This window comes from Pseudomonas sp. NFACC08-1 (assembly GCF_900106735.1).
Lineage (GTDB): Bacteria > Pseudomonadota > Gammaproteobacteria > Pseudomonadales > Pseudomonadaceae > Aquipseudomonas > Aquipseudomonas fluorescens_Q.
In genome coordinates this window covers 321,799-341,229 of the sequence record NZ_FNNL01000007.1, presented here as the reverse complement: position 1 = coordinate 341,229, position 19,431 = coordinate 321,799, and the positions used below count along the sequence as shown (strand labels likewise).

Annotated in this window: 17 protein-coding genes; 7 read left to right on the top strand and 10 right to left on the bottom strand. The window is 60.4% G+C overall.

Annotated features, from left to right (window positions below):
• Nucleotides 1–48: 48 nt before the first annotated feature.
• The 4 genes from BLU76_RS17275 to BLU76_RS17260 form a co-directional block, all read right to left on the bottom strand.
• Complete coding sequence (locus BLU76_RS17275) at nt 49–1,923, bottom strand: MFS transporter (RefSeq protein ID WP_092145330.1); 1,875 nt, start codon at nt 1,921–1,923, stop codon at nt 49–51.
• 82 nt (nt 1,924–2,005) lie between these two features.
• Complete coding sequence (locus tag BLU76_RS17270; protein ID WP_092223610.1) at nt 2,006–3,154, bottom strand: TDT family transporter; 1,149 nt, start codon at nt 3,152–3,154, stop codon at nt 2,006–2,008.
• A gap of 104 nt (nt 3,155–3,258) precedes the next feature.
• A complete protein-coding gene (locus tag BLU76_RS17265; RefSeq protein ID WP_018604299.1) occupies nt 3,259–3,570 on the bottom strand; it encodes a cupin domain-containing protein in 312 nt (103 codons plus the stop codon).
• A 77-nt stretch (nt 3,571–3,647) separates the two neighbouring features.
• Nucleotides 3,648–4,841 carry an MFS transporter gene (locus tag BLU76_RS17260; protein WP_092145324.1) on the bottom strand — a complete coding sequence of 398 codons (1,194 nt, stop codon included), beginning with the start codon at nt 4,839–4,841 and terminating at the stop codon, nt 3,648–3,650.
• 103 nt (nt 4,842–4,944) lie between these two features.
• On the opposite strand from BLU76_RS17260, the gene BLU76_RS17255 reads away from it, so the two are divergent.
• Both BLU76_RS17255 and BLU76_RS17250 read left to right on the top strand, forming a co-directional pair.
• Complete coding sequence (locus BLU76_RS17255) at nt 4,945–5,484, top strand: TetR/AcrR family transcriptional regulator (protein WP_092223606.1); 540 nt, start codon at nt 4,945–4,947, stop codon at nt 5,482–5,484.
• Nucleotides 5,485–5,730: 246 nt separating this feature from the next.
• Nucleotides 5,731–9,201, top strand: coding sequence for a hybrid sensor histidine kinase/response regulator (locus BLU76_RS17250; protein ID WP_092223604.1), 3,471 nt, complete (start codon nt 5,731–5,733; stop codon nt 9,199–9,201).
• 145 nt (nt 9,202–9,346) lie between these two features.
• On the opposite strand, the gene rmuC is transcribed toward BLU76_RS17250, so the two are convergent.
• Together rmuC and BLU76_RS17240 are read right to left on the bottom strand one after the other, a co-directional pair.
• Nucleotides 9,347–10,732: a DNA recombination protein RmuC gene (gene rmuC / locus BLU76_RS17245; RefSeq protein WP_170862023.1), complete on the bottom strand. Its 1,386-nt coding sequence runs from the start codon at nt 10,730–10,732 to the stop codon at nt 9,347–9,349.
• Between the two features lie 188 nt (nt 10,733–10,920).
• Nucleotides 10,921–11,244, bottom strand: a complete 324-nt coding sequence (locus tag BLU76_RS17240; RefSeq protein ID WP_072348674.1) for an SEL1-like repeat protein — start codon at nt 11,242–11,244, stop codon at nt 10,921–10,923.
• A gap of 1,079 nt (nt 11,245–12,323) precedes the next feature.
• Between BLU76_RS17240 and BLU76_RS17225 the strand changes: the two genes are divergently transcribed.
• From BLU76_RS17225 to BLU76_RS17215, 3 genes are all read left to right on the top strand, one after another.
• Nucleotides 12,324–12,548 carry a hypothetical protein gene (locus BLU76_RS17225; RefSeq protein ID WP_003204606.1) on the top strand — a complete coding sequence of 75 codons (225 nt, stop codon included), beginning with the start codon at nt 12,324–12,326 and terminating at the stop codon, nt 12,546–12,548.
• Between the two features lie 276 nt (nt 12,549–12,824).
• Nucleotides 12,825–13,307 carry a hypothetical protein gene (locus BLU76_RS17220; RefSeq protein ID WP_092223598.1) on the top strand — a complete coding sequence of 161 codons (483 nt, stop codon included), beginning with the start codon at nt 12,825–12,827 and terminating at the stop codon, nt 13,305–13,307.
• 144 nt (nt 13,308–13,451) lie between these two features.
• Entirely contained in the window at nt 13,452–14,726 is a 1,275-nt protein-coding gene (locus BLU76_RS17215; protein ID WP_063324773.1) for an OmpP1/FadL family transporter, read from the top strand.
• A gap of 88 nt (nt 14,727–14,814) precedes the next feature.
• Here the strand turns inward: BLU76_RS17215 and BLU76_RS17210 are convergent, their stop codons facing one another.
• From BLU76_RS17210 to BLU76_RS17200, 3 genes are all read right to left on the bottom strand, one after another.
• Entirely contained in the window at nt 14,815–15,366 is a 552-nt protein-coding gene (locus BLU76_RS17210) for a glutathione peroxidase (protein WP_092145316.1), read from the bottom strand.
• Nucleotides 15,367–15,546: 180 nt separating this feature from the next.
• On the bottom strand, nt 15,547–16,755 hold the full coding sequence (locus BLU76_RS17205) for an MFS transporter (RefSeq protein ID WP_092145314.1): 1,209 nt from the start codon (nt 16,753–16,755) through the stop codon (nt 15,547–15,549).
• A 52-nt stretch (nt 16,756–16,807) separates the two neighbouring features.
• Nucleotides 16,808–17,212, bottom strand: a complete 405-nt coding sequence (locus BLU76_RS17200) for a MarR family winged helix-turn-helix transcriptional regulator (protein WP_063324770.1) — start codon at nt 17,210–17,212, stop codon at nt 16,808–16,810.
• Nucleotides 17,213–17,584: 372 nt separating this feature from the next.
• On the opposite strand from BLU76_RS17200, the gene BLU76_RS17195 reads away from it, so the two are divergent.
• Nucleotides 17,585–17,860, top strand: coding sequence for a response regulator transcription factor (locus BLU76_RS17195; protein WP_063324769.1), 276 nt, complete (start codon nt 17,585–17,587; stop codon nt 17,858–17,860).
• A 58-nt stretch (nt 17,861–17,918) separates the two neighbouring features.
• Nucleotides 17,919–18,653 carry a response regulator gene (locus tag BLU76_RS17190; protein ID WP_063324768.1) on the top strand — a complete coding sequence of 245 codons (735 nt, stop codon included), beginning with the start codon at nt 17,919–17,921 and terminating at the stop codon, nt 18,651–18,653.
• 44 nt (nt 18,654–18,697) lie between these two features.
• On the opposite strand, the gene BLU76_RS17185 is transcribed toward BLU76_RS17190, so the two are convergent.
• Nucleotides 18,698–19,429: an adenosylcobinamide-GDP ribazoletransferase gene (locus tag BLU76_RS17185; protein WP_092145310.1), complete on the bottom strand. Its 732-nt coding sequence runs from the start codon at nt 19,427–19,429 to the stop codon at nt 18,698–18,700.
• Nucleotides 19,430–19,431 lie beyond the last annotated feature (2 nt).

The window sequence follows — 19,431 nt, the reverse complement described above, 5'->3', positions numbered from 1 at the left end:
CACTGGCAGACCGCTATCGCGAGCAAGCTCGTTCCCACAGGTTTCAACCTATCGGACAGTCCCACGCAACTCCCCCACCAACGCCTGCAACTTCGCCGGCTCAGCCACTTCCACCGCAACCGCCGAACCCGCCACCAGCGTCACCCGCGACCAGAACCGACGAAACAGTCCTTTGGCCGGGTCGCGACTGAAGAAGCTGCCCCACAACCCCTGCAGCGCCAAGGGAATCACCGGCACCGGGGTCTCTTGGAGGATGCGTGTCAGTCCACTCTTGAACTCATTGATCTCACCGTCGCCCGTCAGTTTTCCTTCAGGGAAGATGCAGACCAGCTCGCCGTCCTTCAGGTATTGGGCGATTCGCTTGAAGGCTTTTTCGTAGATGTGAATGTCTTCCTGGCGCCCGGCAATCGGGATCGTCCCGGCGGTGCGGAAGATGAAATTCAGCACTGGCAGGTTGTAGATCTTGTAGTACATCACGAAGCGAATCGGCCGACGTACCGCGCCGCCAATCAGCAAGGCATCGACGAAGGAGACGTGGTTGCACACCAACAGCGCAGCCCCTTCATCCGGTATCGCCTCCAGGTTGCGGTGCTCCACGCGGTACATGGAATGGCTCAGCAGCCAGATCATGAAACGCATGCTGAACTCGGGGACGATCTTGAAGATGTAGGCGTTGACGCCGATGTTCAGCAACGACACCACCAGGAACAACTGCGGGATCGACAACTTGGCCAGGCTCAGCAAGACGATGGAGACAATCGCCGAAACCACCATGAACAAGGCGTTGAGAATGTTGTTGGCAGCGATCACTCGCGCCCGTTCGTTTTCGACGGTGCGCGACTGGATCAAGGCGTACAGCGGCACGATGTAGAAACCACCGAAGACCCCTAGGCCAAGGATGTCGATCAATACCAGCCAGGCGTGACCGAAACCGAGTACTTCAAGCCAACCATGGCCATCGACACTGTCGGGGATTCCACCGGAATGCCACCACAACAGCAGGCCGAACACCGTCAGCCCGAACGAGCCGAACGGCACCAGGCCGATCTCGACTTTGCGCCCGGAAAGCTTTTCGCAGAGCATCGAACCCAAGGCGATCCCCACCGAGAACACCGTCAGGATCAAGGTCACCACGGTTTCGTCACCGTGCATCCACTCCTTGGCATAGGCGGGGATCTGCGTCAGGTAGATCGCACCGACGAACCAGAACCAGGAGTTGCCGACAATCGAACGGGACACTGCCGGGGTTTGCCCCAACCCCAGTTTCAGGGTGGCCCAGGATTGGCTGAAGATGTTCCAGTTCAGGCGCATCTGTGGCGAGGCCGCGGCCGCGCGCGGAATGCCGCGGCTGGCCAAGTAACCGAGCACGGCAACGCCGATGATCGCGGTGGACACCACGGGTGCGTAATGCGCCGAGGACATCATGATCCCGGCGCCTATGGTGCCGGCCAGGATCGCCAGGAAGGTGCCCATTTCCACCAGGCCATTGCCGCCGACCAACTCTTCCTCACGCAAGGCCTGGGGCAGGATCGAGTACTTCACCGGGCCGAACAACGCCGAATGCGTGCCCATGGCGAATAACGCCACCAGCATCAGCGATAAGTGATCGAACAGAAACCCTACTGCACCCACCGCCATGATGACGATTTCGCCGAGCTTGATCAGACGAATCAACGCGTCCTTGGCGAATTTTTCCCCGAACTGCCCCGCCAGCGCCGAGAACAGAAAGAACGGCAGGATAAACAGCAGCGCGCAGAGGTTGACCCAAATCGAGCGGTCCCCCTCGATGGTCAATTTGTAGAGGATGGCGAGGATCAGCGACTGCTTGAAAATGTTGTCGTTGAACGCGCCCAAGGACTGCGTGATGAAGAACGGCAGGAAACGCCGCGTGCGAAGCAAGGTGAACTGCGAAGGGTGACTCATCTTCCATGTTCCTACAGTGGCGTGGACGCTTATTGGAATGAACGTTTTTCGATCCAGGCCACACATTACCTGTCTTTAGCGATTATTTCGCCAGCCCTGCAATGCAGGGCGACACAAACAACTCACCGTGCCAGGCGCCCTGCACCGTACGCCGTCCGACGATCAGCCACATCACCACCAGCATCACCACCAGCACAGCCCCGAACACGCTGAAAAAACCCAGGCTCAGCAGCTCCGAAAGCTTCAACGTGGTCAACGCGTACACGCCCAGGGGAAAGGTAAAACCCCACCAGCCGAGGTTGAAGGGAATGCCTGCGCGCAGGTAGCGCGCGGTGATCAGCAGCGCCATCAACATCCACCACAACCCCAGCCCCCACAGCGCGATACCGGCTATCAGGCCCAACCCGGCGGCGATTTCGCCCACACCGGACAGGCCATTGGCGGCAAAAATCAGTGGGGCATCGTTGCCCAACAGCAACATGCCCAGGGCGCCAGTGCCGATCGGGCCGAGGGCCAGCCAGCTCGAGGCGGCCATGTTTTCGTGAGGCAGTTTGTGCAGCGCCATGCGCAACAGCAAAATCGTCAGGATGCTGAACGCCACCGGCAGGGAAAAGGCCCAGAGCACGTAGCTGGTCACCAGCATGACCAGTTGCCCATGAGCGTCGGCCAGATGCGGCGCCATCAGCCCGCCACTGGCCGCCGCGACTTCGGCGGCCACCACCGGCAAGAGCCACACGGCGGTCATCTGGTCGATGCGGTGTTCCTGGCGGGTGAACATCAAGAATGGGATCAGCACACCACAGGCCAGCGACATGGCCACGTCGATCCACCATAACGCTTCGGCCAACGGCACCACACCGTTGCCCCAGCGCGGCAGCCCGAATACCAAAAAGCCGTTGATGATGGTCGCCAGCCCCATGGGAATGGTGCCGAAGAACATCGAAACCGTTGAGTGGCCGAAGATCCGCCGCGCCTCGTCGAAGAACAACAGCCAACGGGCCGTGTACAAGCCGGCGAACACCACGAACAAGAGGATGTTGAACAACCACAACCCTTCACCGAGTAAGCGCAGGCCCGGTACGTTTCCGGGCCATTGCGCCAAAGCCAACGCCAGCACACCGGTGCCCATCACCACGGCAAACCAGTTAGGCGTGAATTGGCGAACAGCCTCCAGCGGCCTGGGCAAATGGCTCAATGGACGCAAGCGGTTTTTTGCAGCGCAGCATGTCATGGCGAACTCCTGTCCTCGGATGAGGGTGGAGCCATGCTAGAGCCGGATCGAATATCTATATAACGGGTAATTTCTCTATATGTTATCGATTTAACAGATAACTATCAGACACTGCCCTCGGTCTCGATCACCAGGATTCTCGCTTCGCCCAACGGCCTGGCCACATGTTCAGTGCCCACCGAGGCGTAGAAAATGTCCCCGGCCTCCAGCAAGGTCTCCTTTTCGACACCCTCTTCCCGATAGCACATCCGCACTTGCCCATCGAGCACCACAAAGACTTCCTCGCCGTCATTGACGTGCCATTTATACGGTTGATCGGTCCAGTGCAGGCGCGTGGTGATGCCATTCATGTTGGCGATATCCAGCGCCGCCCAGGCGCGGTCCCCGGTGAAGGATTTGCTGCGGATAATTTTCAAAAGCAATCGACCAAAAGAAATGCAGAGGCGTCCAGGCTAGCGCAAAACCGCCAAGGCGGCGCTTGCATTCAACACTTTCAAGGTCGAACCCCGTCGCCCAATGGTTTTACAGATTGACGCAGCAGCCCCAGCAAGGCGCCCGCCGACAACACGATCAGCACCGCGCCATAGCCATCGGTGGTCGGAATCAACCCGAATACCCGTGTCAGGTTCCCGGCCAACAGCGATGGAAGACTGAAGGCCAGGTAACTGAGGACATAGAACGCCGACATCAAGCCGGCCCGCTCGTGGGGCAAGGCCAGCGGCATGATGCTGCGCAGTGCCCCCAGGAACCCGGCGCCGAAACCACTGCCAGTGACCAATGTGCCGACAAAGAACAACGGCAAGCTGGCGCCGTGCACCGCGAGCAACACCAGCGCCAGGCCAATCACCAGCAGGCTGGCGGCCAGACGCAGCATCTTGTCTGCCCCCTGGTTGCGCAGCGTATAAATGGACAGCGCGCCGGTAAGCGTCAACACCGCCACCAGCGCGCCGCCAATCAGGTTGGACGTCGATCCCGTCGCGGCCCGCACCAGCGAAGGTGCCAGGGACAGATAAAAGCCGCCCACCGCCCAGGCCGCCAGGTTCAGCGGCAGGATCAACCACAAGGCGCGCCGCGCCTGGATTGGCACATGCAAGGTCGGACGCAGTGACTGCCAGGCGCCAGGCTGCGGACTGACGCTCTCCGCCAGGCGCCAGATATAAACAGCCTGGAGCAGGAACAACCCGAGCAGGATCCAGTACGTCAGTTGCAAAGGCCGCGGCGCGAATTCCGCCAGAAGGCCGCAACCGAGCGCCCCGCACGCCATGCCCAACAGCGGTGCGACACTGGTGATCAATGGGCCTTGGCGACGGTCGAAATCCAGCAAGGCAGCCCCCAGCACGCTGGTGGCCATGCCGGTGGCAAATCCCTGGATCAATCGGGCACTGATCAACCAGGCAACGTTGTCGGCGCTGATGAACAGCAGCATCGCCAGCATATTGAGCAACAGCGCCACGAAAATCACCGGTTTGCGGCCCAAGTAATCCGACAACGAACCCACCGTCAGCAAAGCCGCCAGCAGACTGAAGGCGTACACACCGAAAATCAGCGTCAGGACGGCCGGGGAAAATTGCAATTGTTCCTGGTAGAGGTGGTACAACGGCGTCGGCGCACTGGACGCGGCGAGAAAACCGAGCAAGGTAAGCGCCAGGAATATCAGGCTGGCGCGGGTCGAAGCTGGACGGGACATGGGCACGCTCCACAGGAGTATTCGCAAAAGCTAATTTTTTGCTTTTGCGGAGTGTGCTACCCGCATGCGCTTAAAGCAAATTCTTTGTGTTAAGGTCTGACGCATGGCGATTAAAGAAGGTTTACGCCCAGGCGGTAGAAGCGCCCGGGTCCAAGAGTCGATTCATTCGGCGGTCCGCGACCTGCTGCAAGAGCAGGACCGCGCGACCCTGACCGTGCCGCAAATCGCTGCGCGCGCTGGCGTGACGCCGTCCACCATCTACCGGCGCTGGGGTGATCTGCCGGCGCTGCTGGCCGACGTCGCCATCGCTCGTTTGCGCCCCGACAGCGACCCCGCCAACACCGGCAGCCTGCGCGGCGACCTGCTCGCCTGGGCCGAACAGTACCTGGACGAAATGAGTTCCGAGCCCGGTCGCAACATGATGCGCGACATCCAGGCCTGCGCCACTGCGGGGTATTGCGTGGGGATCATCAGCCGTCAGTTGCAGATCATTCTGGATCGCTATCCCGATGAGCCCAATCCAGGCGTCGAACGGCTGATCAATGTGATCGTGGCGCCGACGGTGTTTCGCATCCTCTTTGCTAGCGCGCCGCTGGGGGTCGAGGAGTTGCATCGGTTGGTGGATATTGCGTTGGGTGAGTAAGGCCGCCTTCGCGAGCAGGCTCGCTCATTTGATCTGGGTGAACCATGGATTTGTATTCACCCCAGGTCCCTTGTGGGAGCGAGCCTGCCCGCGATGAGGCCCGTCCAAACACCTCATCGCCCCGTGTTTACCGCAACCCGCGACACCCCGCCACGCCTCGACCTTGGTCGACACTGACGAACCCGAGCGGGCATGCGAGACTGTCCTGCCGGGCTCAAGTCCCGGTGTCTTTGTTGGGGAGTTTCCATGTCGTTGTCCAGCGGGCTGATCGCCGTTGTCGCCCTGGCCTATATGGCCATCATGTTCGCCATCGCCTTCTACGGCGACCGGCGCAGCACGCCGCTGCCGCCACGGGTGCGCGCCTGGGTCTACAGCCTGTCGCTGGCGGTGTACTGCACCAGTTGGACGTTCTTTGGCGCCGTGGGCCAGGCTGCTGAGCAGCTTTGGTCGTTCCTGCCGATCTACCTCGGGCCGATCCTGCTGCTGGTGCTGGCGCCGTGGGTTCTGCAGAAAATGGTGATGATCAGCAAACAGGAGAACATCACCTCCATCGCCGACTTCATCGCCGCTCGCTACGGCAAGTCCCAATCCCTGGCAGTGGTGGTCGCACTGATCTGCCTGGTGGGCGTGTTGCCGTACATCGCCTTGCAGCTCAAGGGCATCGTGCTCGGGGTGAACCTGTTGATCGGTGCCGGTGCCGATGCCATGGGCACCCGCGCCCAGGACACCGCGCTGATCGTCTCGCTGATCCTGGCGCTGTTTACCATCGTATTCGGTACGCGCAACCTGGACGCTACCGAACACCACCGTGGCATGGTGCTGGCGATTGCCTTCGAATCCCTGGTCAAGCTGTTCGCCTTCCTGGCGGTAGGCGCGTTCGTGACATACGGCCTGTACGACGGCTTCGACGACCTGTTCAACCAGGCCATGCTCGCCCCACGGCTGGAGCAATACTGGAAAGAAACCATCAACTGGCCGTCCATGGTGGTGCAGACCGGGGTGGCGATGATGGCGATCATCTGTTTGCCGCGGCAGTTTCACGTGACCGTGGTGGAGAACATCGAGCCCCAGGATTTGCGCCTGGCCAAGTGGGTATTCCCCGCCTACCTGGCCCTGGCCGCGCTGTTCGTGGTGCCCATCGCCCTCGCCGGGCAAATGATGCTGCCCAGTTCGGTACTGCCGGATTCGTTCGTCATCAGCCTGCCACTGGCCCAGGCCCACCCGGCTCTGGCGGTGCTGGCCTTCATTGGCGGCGCCTCGGCGGCTACCGGCATGGTGATCGTGGCCAGCGTGGCGTTGTCCACCATGGTTTCCAACGACATGTTGTTACCGTGGCTGCTGCGCCGCAACAACGCCGAGCGGCCCTTCGAAGTGTTCCGCCAGTGGATGCTCTCGGTGCGGCGGGTGAGCATCGTCGTGATCCTGCTGCTGGCCTACGTCAGCTACCGGCTGCTGGGTTCGACGGCGAGCCTGGCGACTATCGGCCAGATCGCCTTCGCCGCCGTGACCCAACTGGCCCCGGCCATGCTCGGCGCGCTGTACTGGAAACAGGCGAACCGCCGCGGTGTGTTCGCCGGCCTCGCCATGGGGATTTTCCTGTGGTTCTACACCCTGGTGTTGCCGATCGCCGCTCACAGCCTTGGTTGGTCGCTCACTAGCTTCCCCGGCCTGGCCTGGTTGCACGGCAATCCATTGAACCTGCCGATTACCCCTCTGACTCAAGGGGTGGTCCTGTCCCTGGCCGGTAACTTCACGCTGTTTGCCTGGGTGTCCGTGCTGTCGCGCACACGCGTGTCGGAACACTGGCAGGCCGGACGTTTCATCGGCCAGGAAATCAGCGCCCGCCCCAACCCCCGCTCAATGCTGGCGGTGCACATCGAAGACCTATTGCAGCTGGCCGCGCGCTTCGTCGGCGAGGAACGGGCGCGGCAGAGTTTCATTCGCTTTGCCTACCGCCAGGGCAAAGGCTTCAACCCGACCCAGAATGCCGACAGCGAATGGATCGCCCACACCGAACGCCTGCTGGCCGGTGTACTCGGGGCCTCTTCGACAAGGGCTGTGGTAAAGGCCGCCATTGAAGGTCGGGAGATGCAGCTCGAAGACGTCGTCCGGATCGCAGACGAAGCCTCGGAAGTGCTGCAGTTCAACCGCGCGCTGTTGCAAGGCGCCATCGAGAACATCAGCCAGGGCATCAGCGTGGTCGACCAGTCCCTCAGGCTGGTGGCCTGGAATCGTCGCTACCTGGAACTGTTCAAGTATCCGGACGGCTTGATCAGCGTTGGCCGGCCCATTGCCGATATCATCCGCTACAACGCCGAACGTGGCCTCTGTGGCCCAGGCGAAGCCGAAGTGCACGTTGCCCGACGCCTGCACTGGATGCGCCAGGGCCGCGCCCATACCTCTGAACGACTGTTTCCCAACGGTCGGGTGATCGAGCTGATCGGCAACCCGATGCCCGGTGGCGGTTTCGTCATGAGTTTCACCGACATCACCGCCTTCCGTGAGGCCGCACAAGCGCTGACCGAAGCCAACGAGGGGTTGGAGCAACGGGTGGCCGAACGCACCCGAGAATTGTCACAGCTGAACCTGGCCCTGACCGAAGCCAAGAGCACCGCCGAAGCGGCCTATCAATCCAAGACCCGGTTCCTGGCGGCGGTCAGCCACGACCTGATGCAACCGCTCAACGCCGCGCGACTGTTCTCTGCCGCGCTGTCCCATCAGCACGAAGGCTTGCCGGAGGAAGCCCGACAACTGGTGCATCACCTGGACAGCTCACTGCGCTCGGCCGAAGACCTGATCACCGACCTGCTGGACATCTCCCGCCTGGAAAACGGCAAGATCAACCCCGAGCGCAAGCCATTCGTCCTCAACGAACTGTTCGATACCCTTGGCGCCGAGTTCACCGCGCTGGCCCAGGAACAAGGCCTGAAATTCAGGGTGCGCGGTTCGCGGTTACGGGTCGACAGTGACATCAAGTTGCTGCGCCGGGTTTTGCAGAACTTCCTGACCAATGCCTTCCGCTACGCCAAGGGGCCGGTGCTGCTGGGCGTGCGACGGCGCAATGGGGAGTTGTGCCTGGAAGTCTGGGACCGTGGACCAGGCATCGCCGAAGACAAACAGCAGGTCATCTTCGAAGAATTCAAACGCCTGGACAGCCACCAGACCCGCGCCGAAAAAGGCCTTGGCCTGGGCCTGGCGATCGCCGACGGCTTGTGCCGCGTGCTCGGCCATACCTTGCGCGTGCGTTCCTGGCCGGGGCGCGGCAGTGTGTTCAGCGTCAGCGTACCGCTGGCCAGCACCCAGGCCGTCGCCCCCAGCCCGGTGGCCGAACTCAACGGTCACTTACCCAGCGGCGCGCAAGTGCTGTGTGTCGATAACGAAGACAGCATCCTGATCGGCATGGACAGCCTGCTGACCCGTTGGGGTTGCCAGGTCTGGACCGCGCGTAACCGGGAAGAATGCGAGCGCTGGCTTGCCCAGGGCGGACGACCGCAACTGGCCTTGGTGGACTTTCACCTGGACGATGGCGAGACCGGCACCGAGCTGATGGCCTGGCTGCGCACGCGCATGGGCGAACCGATCCCGGGCGTGGTGATCAGCGCCGACGGCCGGCCCGAAATGATTGCCCAGGTGCATGCGGCGGGCCTGGATTACCTGGCCAAACCGGTGAAGCCGGCGGCACTGCGGGCGTTGTTGAGTCGGCATTTGCCGTTGTAGGGAACTCGGGGGATATAGGTGGCCCCTGTGGCGAGGGAGCTTGCTCCCGCTGGGCTGCGCAGCAGCCCCTTTTTGTGAGTGCTGCGCACTCAAGCGGGAGCAAGCTCCCTCGCCACAGGGGTTTGCATCAAGCTTAAGGGTTTCATTAATCCTGGGTTTTTGCCGTTTCTTCAGGCAACTCAGGCAGCCCATCCGCATCGGTCATCGCCCGTTCGAGCAAATCGGCGGGCAAACTCTTGCTCGCCCGGGCACCGAGGAGCTTGAGCTGTTCACTGCGACTGATCAGGTTGCCGCGCCCTTCGGTCAGCTTGTTGCGCGCTGCGCTGTAGGCCTTGTCCAGTTGCTGCAGGCGACTGCCGATCTCGTCCAGGTCCTGGATGAACAGCACGAACTTGTCATACAGCCACCCCGCTCGCTCGGCGATTTCCCGAGCGTTCTGGCTCTGGCGTTCCTGCTTCCACAAGCTGTCGATCACCCGCAATGTCGCCAGCAGCGTGGTCGGGCTGACAATCACGATATTGCGATCGAAGGCTTCCTGGAACAGGTTCGGCTCGGCTTGCAGGGCGGCGGAAAACGCCGCTTCGATCGGCACGAACAGCAACACGAAATCCAGGCTGTGCAGACCGTCCAGGCGTTTGTAATCCTTGCCGGCCAAGCCTTTGACGTGGGCGCGCAACGACGCCACATGTTGCTTGAGGGCGTGTTGGCCAATGGCGTCGTCCTCGGCGGCCACGTACTGCTGATAGGCCGTGAGGCTGACCTTGGAATCGACCACCACTTGCTTGTCGCCGGGCAGGTAAATCAACACGTCTGGTTGGAAACGCTCGCCGTCCGGGCCCTTGAGGCTGACTTGGGTCTGATATTCACGGCCCTTCTCCAGGCCGGCATGTTCGAGTACCCGCTCCAGGATCAACTCGCCCCAGTTACCCTGGGTTTTCTGGCCTTTGAGGGCACGGGTGAGGTTGGTGGCTTCATCGCTCAGGCGCAGGTTCAACTGCTGCAGCCGCTCCAGCTCCTTGCCCAGGGAGAAACGTTCCCGGGCCTCGGCCTGATAACTTTCTTCGACACGTTTTTCGAAGGACTGGATGCGCTCCTTCAGCGGATCGAGCAACTGGCCCAGGCGCTGTTGGCTGGTTTCGGCGAAACGCTGCTCACGCTCATCGAAGATTTTTCCGGCGAGCTCGGCGAACTGTGCCCGCAACTCGTCGCGCGAACCTTGCAGATCATCCAGACGTTGCTGATGGCTTTCCTGCTGCTCGCGCAGTTCGGCATGCAACGACGCCGCCTGGGCATCGAGCCGCCGCAGTTCCGCTTCCTTGCTGGCGCGCTCGAGGTTCCAGGCGTGGGCCGCATCCCGGGCGTTGTCGCGCTCGATCTGCAACAACTCCACTTCACGACAGGCTGCGGCAAGCTCGGCTTGCTTGGCGGCGTTCGCCTGGCTCAGGTCGCTGATCTCATCGCGGCAGGCATCAAGCTGGGCATTGAGGCCATCGTGGGCCATGTGGGCCGTGGCCAGGCGCTCTTCCAGCAGGGCCAGTTCGGTCTGCGCCGCGGCGGCCTGGCGTTGCAGGTGCCAGGCCAGTGCCAGCAACGGCACCGCAGCGCCCGCCAGGCCAAACAACAGGCTGGTCAAATCCATAGCCATGACAATTCCTGCCGATCAAATAAAGCCCGAAGGTTAACCAAGCGGCCGGGGGTTGCCCAGCTCGGTCTTCGTTTTCAGCCTTCGATTTCACCGAGGGCCCGGCGGGCTCGATCATCGCCGGCACGCGCAGCTTGGCGCAGCAGGTCCTGGCCGATACGGCGATCCCGGGCGTTGCCGCATTCACGGCACATCAATTGTCCGAGGCGACTTTGCGCGGCCACCACGCCTTCACGGGCCGGTTGCTTGAGTAACCGGCCGGCCAAGTGCTTGACGCTGGGGCTATCTCCCAGTCGTGGGCTATCGAGCAGCCACTCAGCCACCCGCATCGAAATACGCTTGGGTGGGGTAACACCAGGGGGTGTGGAGGTAACAGGATTTGATACGGAGCGAAACTTCATAAAACACTGTGGGATAGATCGGAAGGCGCGCCACTCTACTCCTTTTTTCGTACGGGTAAAGCCGAAAAAAACCGGCACGCCCGTGCTAGAGCAAGCGCTTGGGACAATCCACAGAAGCTGTGGATAACTCAGTGGACAACCCCCCCTGAACTCGCGCAAAGCCCTGTGGAACGGGGCCTGCGCTCAAACTGACGATTTTTTCACCAGTAAAAAAAAGCGATGTTTTTCATTGACTTAAATTTTGGATGCAGGCACCCACCCCGGATTGTTTCGACATGACAGTACAGTGACAAGTGGTGCAGCGAGTGTGCACAAGTAACAGCCGAATGGGTTATAACGCTGCGCTTTTTTTGTATGTTTGGCAGCAGAACCTGGGGATAACCTTGATGCCCTGCCCAGCGCAACAGTGGCTTGGATGCACCGCAGTCCTCGGGATCCTGTGCTATGTCGGTGGCGAGGGAGCTTGCTCCCGCTGGGGCGCGAAGCGGCCCTGCTTTTGGGGCTGCTGCGCAACCCAGCGGGAGCAAGCTCCCTCGCCACGGGGGCCGTGTCCATCCTGTCCCCGGTACAGACAGCATGGTTTGGCCTTTCTCTTATGGCCCATTTGAATATTTTTTAGCCAACGCCCTTCCCTTCACGAGTTCGATCCGTTAGTATCCGCGGCGTTAGTACCAAGCTGAAAGTCAATTCCGGGTCGAACACATCTCCAAGGTCAGCCATCCTTCAAAGGACGCCTCACCGAAAAAAGGAGACCGGCCCCCTCGATGGTTTCCAGGTAAACCTTGCGTCAACACAGCCTTTGATCGAATGCAAAGGGTGTTGCCAGGCTCCTTACTCTGACCGAACCAACCTGCAAAATTGATCAGGATCTTCACCCCGGGCCCAGAACCTTTGCCCTCGATGTGTTGCCTGCCCTCCTAAGTACCTACCTGCCAGCCCAAGCGCGCACTTCATATAGCGCTCAAACTGGCTGCTTTGTTCCAGTCGGGTTCTTCGTTCGACCAATGGTGGTCGACGTTACTGGAACGTTTTAACGTTGCACGGTTCTTAACCGTGTCATTTGCAGGAACACCCATAACATGTCCACTCAAATCCACGCACAGGATGCTATCCGCACCCTAACCAACGCTTTTGCCCCGATGAACTGCCTGATCATGGCCGCTCGCAAAGGCTGCTTCAGCTTCACCCTGGTCAACGAACACGGCATCGCCCGTCACAGCGAACGCCTGTACCCCGATCAGTACTCCAGCGCCGAGCCGCTGCAGGCCGTGATCGAGCGTACTCGTCAGGCACTGGTTGCCTGAGACGCCAGAAAGGCTGAAACCCCAAAGGCCCCGCCCCAAAAGCGGGGTTTTTTATTGCCCGGAATTCCTCGATTAAGCGAAACGGCGTAAGTACCAAGGGATATAACAGTTATAACCGTTCGTTGAAGATGTTTTAAAAACAGTCCTTTACAACGCAAATATGACACTAAACTTCAAGTCAAGCGGCATGATCCGCTTCCGGCGGGGCCTGGACCGATCCACCGCTGCCAAGCCCACACTCTTCAGGCTCCGCCCATTTCACACTTCGAGGGTTTTATGGGTATCGCTGCCAGCGAACTGTGTCGATATGTGATCCGCCCGACGCTCCTCTACCTTGAGCGTCACAGTGCAACGGCGGAATCCTTGTTGCTGGGTATTGCCGCCAGCCAGTCCGCCCTGGGTTCAGCCCTGCATGATCGCCGCGGGCATGGCCTGTATCGCATTACCGAGCCCCGACACCAGGCACTCTGGGACCATTACCTGGCGCTGGACCCAGAACGTGCCAGCCTGGTACGCGGCCTGGCCAGCCAGCACGCCTTTCTCAGCGGTCCGCACCTGGAATTGACCGTCAACCTGCGCTATGCCACTGCCATTGCCTGGCTGCTGGTGGAGGAACAGAACACTCCGCTTCCCGAAGCCGATGACCTGCTTGGCATGGCCCGCATCTGGCGACAAACCTTCCACCCCCAAGGGCGCATGCGAGATTTCACCTGCGCCTGGCGAAGCTGTGTTTCATCACTGAATCAGGTCGCTTGCTGATGGGAAATTTGGAAACTTCCTGCAACGGTCGCGAATCTGGTCGGATTGTCCTACAAAACCCCTCTAAATCAAGCGATACGGGCTATAGCGCTTGCACGAAAATGTTGGTAATTTTCGCCCCGGTGATCATCAGGAGTTCTAACAATGAAAAAAATCATGCTCAAAACCACCCTCGGCCTTGCCGTCACCTTGGCATCCACCCAACTTTTCGCCAGTGGCTTTGCCTTGAACGAACAAAGCATCAGTGGCATGGGCACTGGTTTCGCAGGTCGTTCTTCCATTGCCGATGACGCCAGCACCGTTTTTGGCAACCCTGCCGGCATGTCGCGCCTCAAGCGCCAGCAAGTCACCGGTGGCTTCGCCGCCATTGATGCCTCCACCGATATCAACGATGCCAGCGGCACCCAGTCCGGCACCAACAAGGGTGACATGGTCCCGCTGACCGGCGTTCCGATGGGCTATTACGTCAAGCCTATCGATGATCAGTGGGCTTTCGGCCTGGGTGTCTACGCACCGTTTGGCTTGATCACCGATTATGAAAACGGCTTCCAGGGTCGGAGTTTCGGCAGCAAGAGCGAAGTGAAAGTCGTCACTTTCCAGCCAACCGTCAGCTATGCCTTCAACGACAAGGTATCGATCGGTTTCGGCCCGACCATCAACCGTATTTCCGGCTCCCTGGAATCGCAGTTGGGCGTACCGGGCCTGCCCGAGGCCGGCGTAGAGATCAAGGGTGACGACATTGGCTACGGCTATAATGTCGGCGTGCTGGTCCAGGCAACCGACACCACTCGTGTCGGCTTGACCTACCATTCCAAGGTCAAGTACAAGCTTGAAGGCCACACTGAAGTGAACCCGGGCGCCGGGATGCCTGCCTTCCTGCTTACCGACGGTCGCTACGACGCTTCGCTGGACATCACCACGCCTGAGTCGGTGGACTTTTCGGTCACTCAACAAATCAATGATGCCTGGACCGTCTATGCCGGTAGCACTTGGACTCGTTGGAGCCGCCTGAAAGAAATCACGGTGGAAAACGAAGGCACCAGCAGCGGCGGTGGTTTACTGAACCCGTCTCTCGGCACCATCACCGAAGAACAAAACTGGCACGACACCTGGGCCTACGCCATCGGGACTTCCTACCAGTTGAACAAACAGTGGGTACTGCGTACCGGCCTGTCTTTCGACCAGGCGCCCACCAACAACGCCGACCGCTCGCCACGCATCCCTACTGGCGACCGGACCATCTTCAGCCTCGGTGCCGGCTGGAGCCCAACCGACGATCTGACCATTGACGTGGCGTATTCCTACCTCAAGGAAGAAAAAGTCAAAGTCAGTGGCAGCAATGCTCTCAACCAATCCTACAACGCTGAATACGAAAACAGCGCCAACGGTTTTGGTGTCGGTGCAACCTACCGCTTCTGATGGTGCACGGCGAAGCTGAACGCCTCGCCGCTGAAACGAAAAAAGCCCCGCACTCTGCAAAGAGCCGGGGCTTTTTCGCGGCTGGCGGTCAGGGTTTCGAAGCGATGGCAGCTTCTACAGCCTTGATCAACTCAGGATCATCGGGCTTGGTCCGGCTGGAAAAACTGGCGATGACCTTGCCCTGTCGGTCCACGACGTATTTGTAGAAATTCCACTTCGGCGCACCGGACTGTTCGGCCAAGTGCCTGAACAACGGGATGGCATCCGCGCCGCGCACCGGTTGTGGTTCGGTCATGGTGAAGGTCACGCCGTAATTGACGTAGCAGACCTTGGCGGTTTCAGCGCCGTCCTTGGACTCCTGCTTGAAGTCATTGGACGGCACACCCAGCACTTGCAGCCCTTGGTCCTTGTAGCGCTGGTTGAGCGCCTCAAGACCTTTGAATTGCGGGGCGAACCCACAGAAGCTGGCAGTGTTGACCACCACCAGCGGCTTGCCGGCGAAGCGCTGGCACAGATCGATGGTTTCCTTGGCCCGTAGCTTGGGCAACGAACCCTCCAGCAACGGTGGGCAACCAGCGGCCCAGACTTGCCCGGTCACAGCCAGCAACAGGGTGGGAACAGCAAACCAGCGCATCAACATGTCGATTTTCCTTAAAAGCACGTCAGACCAAGACGTTACTCGCAGCGTCCGACGCCGTCCATTGTCAGCAGTTGCCCATGCCCAACTGCATCAAGGCCAATCCGCCCTGATGCCAGCCCCACCAGGCGAACGCCAGCAGCAGGCCGGCACCGGCAGCGATCAACCACGGACCGATGCGACTCATGCTGCGCCTGCCTGGACTTGCAGGCGCGCCACCGGACGTTCACGTACTGGCCAGTTCAACGCCGCCGCCAACAGGCTGAGCAGGATCGACACCTGCCAGATCAAGTCGTAGCTGCCGGTGCGGTCGTACACCACCCCGCCCAACCAACCACCGAGGAACGAACCCAATTGGTGGAACAGGAACACGATCCCACCCAACATCGAGAGATTTCGTACACCAAACAAGGTCGCTACCGTGCCGTTGGTCAACGGTACCGTCGACAGCCACAGCAAGCCCATCGCCATGCCGAACAGGTACGCCGTGGTGGTGGTCACGGGCAGCCACAGGAACAAGCCGATCACCACCGCCCGCACCAGGTACAACCCGGTCAGCAGGCGTGGCTTGGACATGCGCCCGCCCAGCCAGCCGGCCGTGTAGGTGCCGAAGATATTGAACAACCCGACCAGGGCCAGCACGGTGGTGCCGACGCTGGCTGGCAGATGTTGGTCCACCAGATACGCCGGCAAATGCACGCCGATGAACACCACCTGGAAACCGCAAACGAAAAAACCAATCGCCAGCAGCCAGAACCCCGAATGGCTGCACGCCTCACGCAAGGCTTCGCCCAGGGTTTGCTCATGGCCGGCGACCGGCAACGGCGCGTCCTTGAGCATGCTCACCAGCGGCACGATCAACGCCACCAGCAACCCCAGCGCCAACAACGCCGCCGACCAACCGAGCCAGCCGATCAGCCCCAGCGTACCGGGCAGCATGGCGAACTGGCCGAAGGAACCGGCGGCACTGGCGATACCCATGCCCATGCTGCGTTTTTCCGGCGGCACGGCCCGCCCGACCACACCCAGAATCACCGAGAACGACGTGCCCGACAGGCCGATACCAATCAAAAGACCCGCGCTCAACGACAAGGACCATGGCGAATCAGCCATGCCCATGAACACCAGGCCCAGCGCGTACAGCACACCGCCGATCAGCACCACTTTCGCCGCACCGAAGCGGTCGGCCAGCGCCCCGGTGAACGGCTGCGCCAAGCCCCAGATCAGGTTCTGCAAGGCAATGGCAAAGGCGAACACCTCACGGCCCCAGCCGAACTCGGCACTCATGGGCGCCAGGAACAGGCCGAAGCCATGCCGTACGCCCAGGGACAACGCCAGGATCAGCGCGCTGCCCACCAGGACCCAACCACAGGTACGCCACATCGATGTCATTCTTGTTCTCCGGTCGCGGGTATATACCCACTTATCATCGAACGAACCGGCTTCACGCCAGTTCATCCAGCAAGGCCAGCAAGGTCGCACGCTTTTCGGCGCCCAGCTTATCAATCAGTTTCTGCTGCGCCGCTTCCCAGGCCGGCAACGCCGCCGCCAACCGGGCCTGCCCCGTCTCAGTGAGCACGACGATGCGGTTACGCAGGTCTTCCCCCTCGGCCAGCGCCACCAGCCCTTCGCCTTCCAGCACACGCAGATTACGACCCAGAGTGCTGCGGTCCAGGCCCATGGCTTCGGCCAGGGAAGAAATACTCGGCTGGTCCAGGCGCGCCAGGTTACTCAACAAAGAATACTGGGCAACGTTGATCCCGAAGCCGTCGAGGGCGCCGTCGTAATACCTGCTGACGCCACGCGCGGCGCGACGCAGGTTGATGCACAAGCATTGGGAAGGAAGCATGGTGCGTGTATATACCCGGGGTTGATTGAATGCAAATTTAAATGGCGATTTTCACTTATGCCATGTTCCCTAGCCTCGCTTTCTCCTGGTTTTTTGCTTGGTCAGGACAAACGGAATCGTCAACCAGACGGAAATAAATCCCACAAAATCAGGCGCTTTGGCTGACAGCCTTTTCAACCATTACTCATTAGAGTCCCCCACCTGTAATGTCTGACAGGTTTCAGGTGCTTTGAATCAAGCTATAAACGAAACCGTGCTTTCAGCCCTGCCTGCAGGCTTGAAGACGGGTTGTGCGAACCATGCCATCAAGAAGTGGGAAGATTCCGCCACCCCCACGCCATCAAATAATGATGATGAATGGGAGTTTCAGTCATGTACCACAGCACCGCGATTTCTGGACGTTCGGCGCCATACCAGGACCATTACCACTCCACGGAAAAAAAACCTGCTCAAGCGATCCGACTCACCAATCGGGAGAAGGAATTCCTGCAGTGGAGCGAGGCTGGCAAATCTTCTTGGGAGATTGCCGTCATCGTTGATTGCAGCGAGGCCAACGTCAATTATCACTTCAACAACATTCGCCGAAAATTCGGCGTCAGTTCGCGTCATCTCGCGGGAAAAATCGCGCGCGAACGAGGCTTGATCTGAGCGCTCCGACGGCTTGTCAGCAGCGGTCGGGATGTACTTGACCCCTGTAGAGGCAGCAATGAATCTGAACCACACGCCCGAATGCCGCGACATTTTCGGCCTCAGCACCTGTGACGATACGCGAGTGTCGCACAGGCCTTCTTCGGACAACCCTATACGCATCATCCTTGCCGATGATCACCCCGTCGTGCTGACGGGTATCGAAATGGTCCTGGCGGGGGCTGGGTTTTCAGTGGTTGCCAAGGCTCGCAACGCCGATGAACTGCTCCAGCACTTGGAGCGCACCCCCTGCGACCTGGTCATCTGCGACTATTCGATGCCCGATGGGCAGTTCCCGGACGGCCTGGCCCTGATGGGCTATTTGAAACGCCACTACCGCGCCTGCCCCCTGATCGTGATCACCATGCTACGCAATCCGTCCGTGTTGCAGGCCTTGCTCAATACCGGCGTGAACGGCTTGTTCGATAAACGCAGTCCTTTGATGGAACTGAAACAGGCCATCCTCGGTGTCACTCAGGGGCGGCAGTATGCATGCCCGGCTTTTCTTGAGCTTCTGCGAGGGCAAACCTTGGCCGCCACGCGCTCGGACGCCAACCGGGTGAGCCTTTCCGAACGGGAGCTGGAGGTGGTGAGGCTGTTCGTGCACGGGATGTCGGGCAGACAGATTGCAGCCCAGCTCAATCGCAGTGAAAAAACTATCAGCCGACAAAAACGCACCGCCATGGACAAGTTGGGGCTTGGGCATGACGGTGGATTGATGGAGTTTGCTCGGGTGAGTGGGTTAAAGGGTTGACCCCTCAAATCCCGAAACGGCCCACCATCGCGTTTCCCGTCAACTCAGACCCACCCCAACCCCACCAACACCGCTATTTCAAGCAACTCCAGCAACGCCCCGGCTGTATCCCCGGTGCAGCCCCCGAGCCTGCGCAGCATCATCCGCCGCAAGCCAACGAACACCGCGAAAGCAACGGCCAATGCCCAAACGCCGGGCCACCCCGCCACCAGCACACAGCCCAACGCACACACCAACAACACCCATCCACCCGCGCGCCGGGGCAGATGATCGGCAAGCGCTTGGCCCAACCCGCCGGCGCGCACGTAAGGTGTGCTGAGAAACAGGCCAAGCAACGCCGCACGCCCCAGCACCGGCACGATGATCAAGGCCAACGCTTGCCCCTGCTCGATCAACGCCAGCAGCGCGGCGAACTTGAGCAGCAGCACCAACACCAAGGTGATCACCGCAATGGGTCCGCTGCGCGGATCCTTCATGATCAGCAGCGTGCGTTCACGGTCACCAAAACCGCCCAGCCAGGCGTCGGCGCTGTCGGCCAGGCCGTCGAGGTGCAGGCCTGCGCTGAGCAACACCCAGGCCGTCAGCAACAGCGCGGCGTGGAGTAGCGACGGTGCACCCAGCAGCAGTGCATTGAGCAGCCACAGCAAAGCACCGAACACCAGCCCCACCAATGGATAGAACAGCAGCGAACGCCCCAGTTGTTCGGGCTCGGGCATGCCAGGCAGGCGCACCGGCAGGCTGCTGAGAAATTGCAGGGCGATCCAGAAAGGCAACATGG

Bases quoted from the DNA above. Each gene is read 5' to 3' on its own strand.
- BLU76_RS17275 (WP_092145330.1), bottom strand. From the start codon at position 1,923: ATGAGTCACCCTTCGCAGTTCACCTTGCTTCGCACGCGGCGTTTCCTG.
- BLU76_RS17270 (WP_092223610.1), bottom strand. From the start codon at position 3,154: ATGACATGCTGCGCTGCAAAAAACCGCTTGCGTCCATTGAGCCATTTG.
- BLU76_RS17260 (WP_092145324.1), bottom strand. From the start codon at position 4,841: ATGTCCCGTCCAGCTTCGACCCGCGCCAGCCTGATATTCCTGGCGCTT.
- BLU76_RS17255 (WP_092223606.1), top strand. From the start codon at position 4,945: ATGGCGATTAAAGAAGGTTTACGCCCAGGCGGTAGAAGCGCCCGGGTC.
- BLU76_RS17250 (WP_092223604.1), top strand. From the start codon at position 5,731: ATGTCGTTGTCCAGCGGGCTGATCGCCGTTGTCGCCCTGGCCTATATG.
- BLU76_RS17240 (WP_072348674.1), bottom strand. From the start codon at position 11,244: ATGAAGTTTCGCTCCGTATCAAATCCTGTTACCTCCACACCCCCTGGT.
- BLU76_RS17225 (WP_003204606.1), top strand. From the start codon at position 12,324: ATGTCCACTCAAATCCACGCACAGGATGCTATCCGCACCCTAACCAAC.
- BLU76_RS17220 (WP_092223598.1), top strand. From the start codon at position 12,825: ATGGGTATCGCTGCCAGCGAACTGTGTCGATATGTGATCCGCCCGACG.
- BLU76_RS17215 (WP_063324773.1), top strand. From the start codon at position 13,452: ATGAAAAAAATCATGCTCAAAACCACCCTCGGCCTTGCCGTCACCTTG.
- BLU76_RS17210 (WP_092145316.1), bottom strand. From the start codon at position 15,366: ATGTTGATGCGCTGGTTTGCTGTTCCCACCCTGTTGCTGGCTGTGACC.
- BLU76_RS17205 (WP_092145314.1), bottom strand. From the start codon at position 16,755: ATGACATCGATGTGGCGTACCTGTGGTTGGGTCCTGGTGGGCAGCGCG.
- BLU76_RS17200 (WP_063324770.1), bottom strand. From the start codon at position 17,212: ATGCTTCCTTCCCAATGCTTGTGCATCAACCTGCGTCGCGCCGCGCGT.
- BLU76_RS17195 (WP_063324769.1), top strand. From the start codon at position 17,585: ATGTACCACAGCACCGCGATTTCTGGACGTTCGGCGCCATACCAGGAC.
- BLU76_RS17190 (WP_063324768.1), top strand. From the start codon at position 17,919: ATGAATCTGAACCACACGCCCGAATGCCGCGACATTTTCGGCCTCAGC.
- BLU76_RS17185 (WP_092145310.1), bottom strand. From the start codon at position 19,429: ATGTTGCCTTTCTGGATCGCCCTGCAATTTCTCAGCAGCCTGCCGGTG.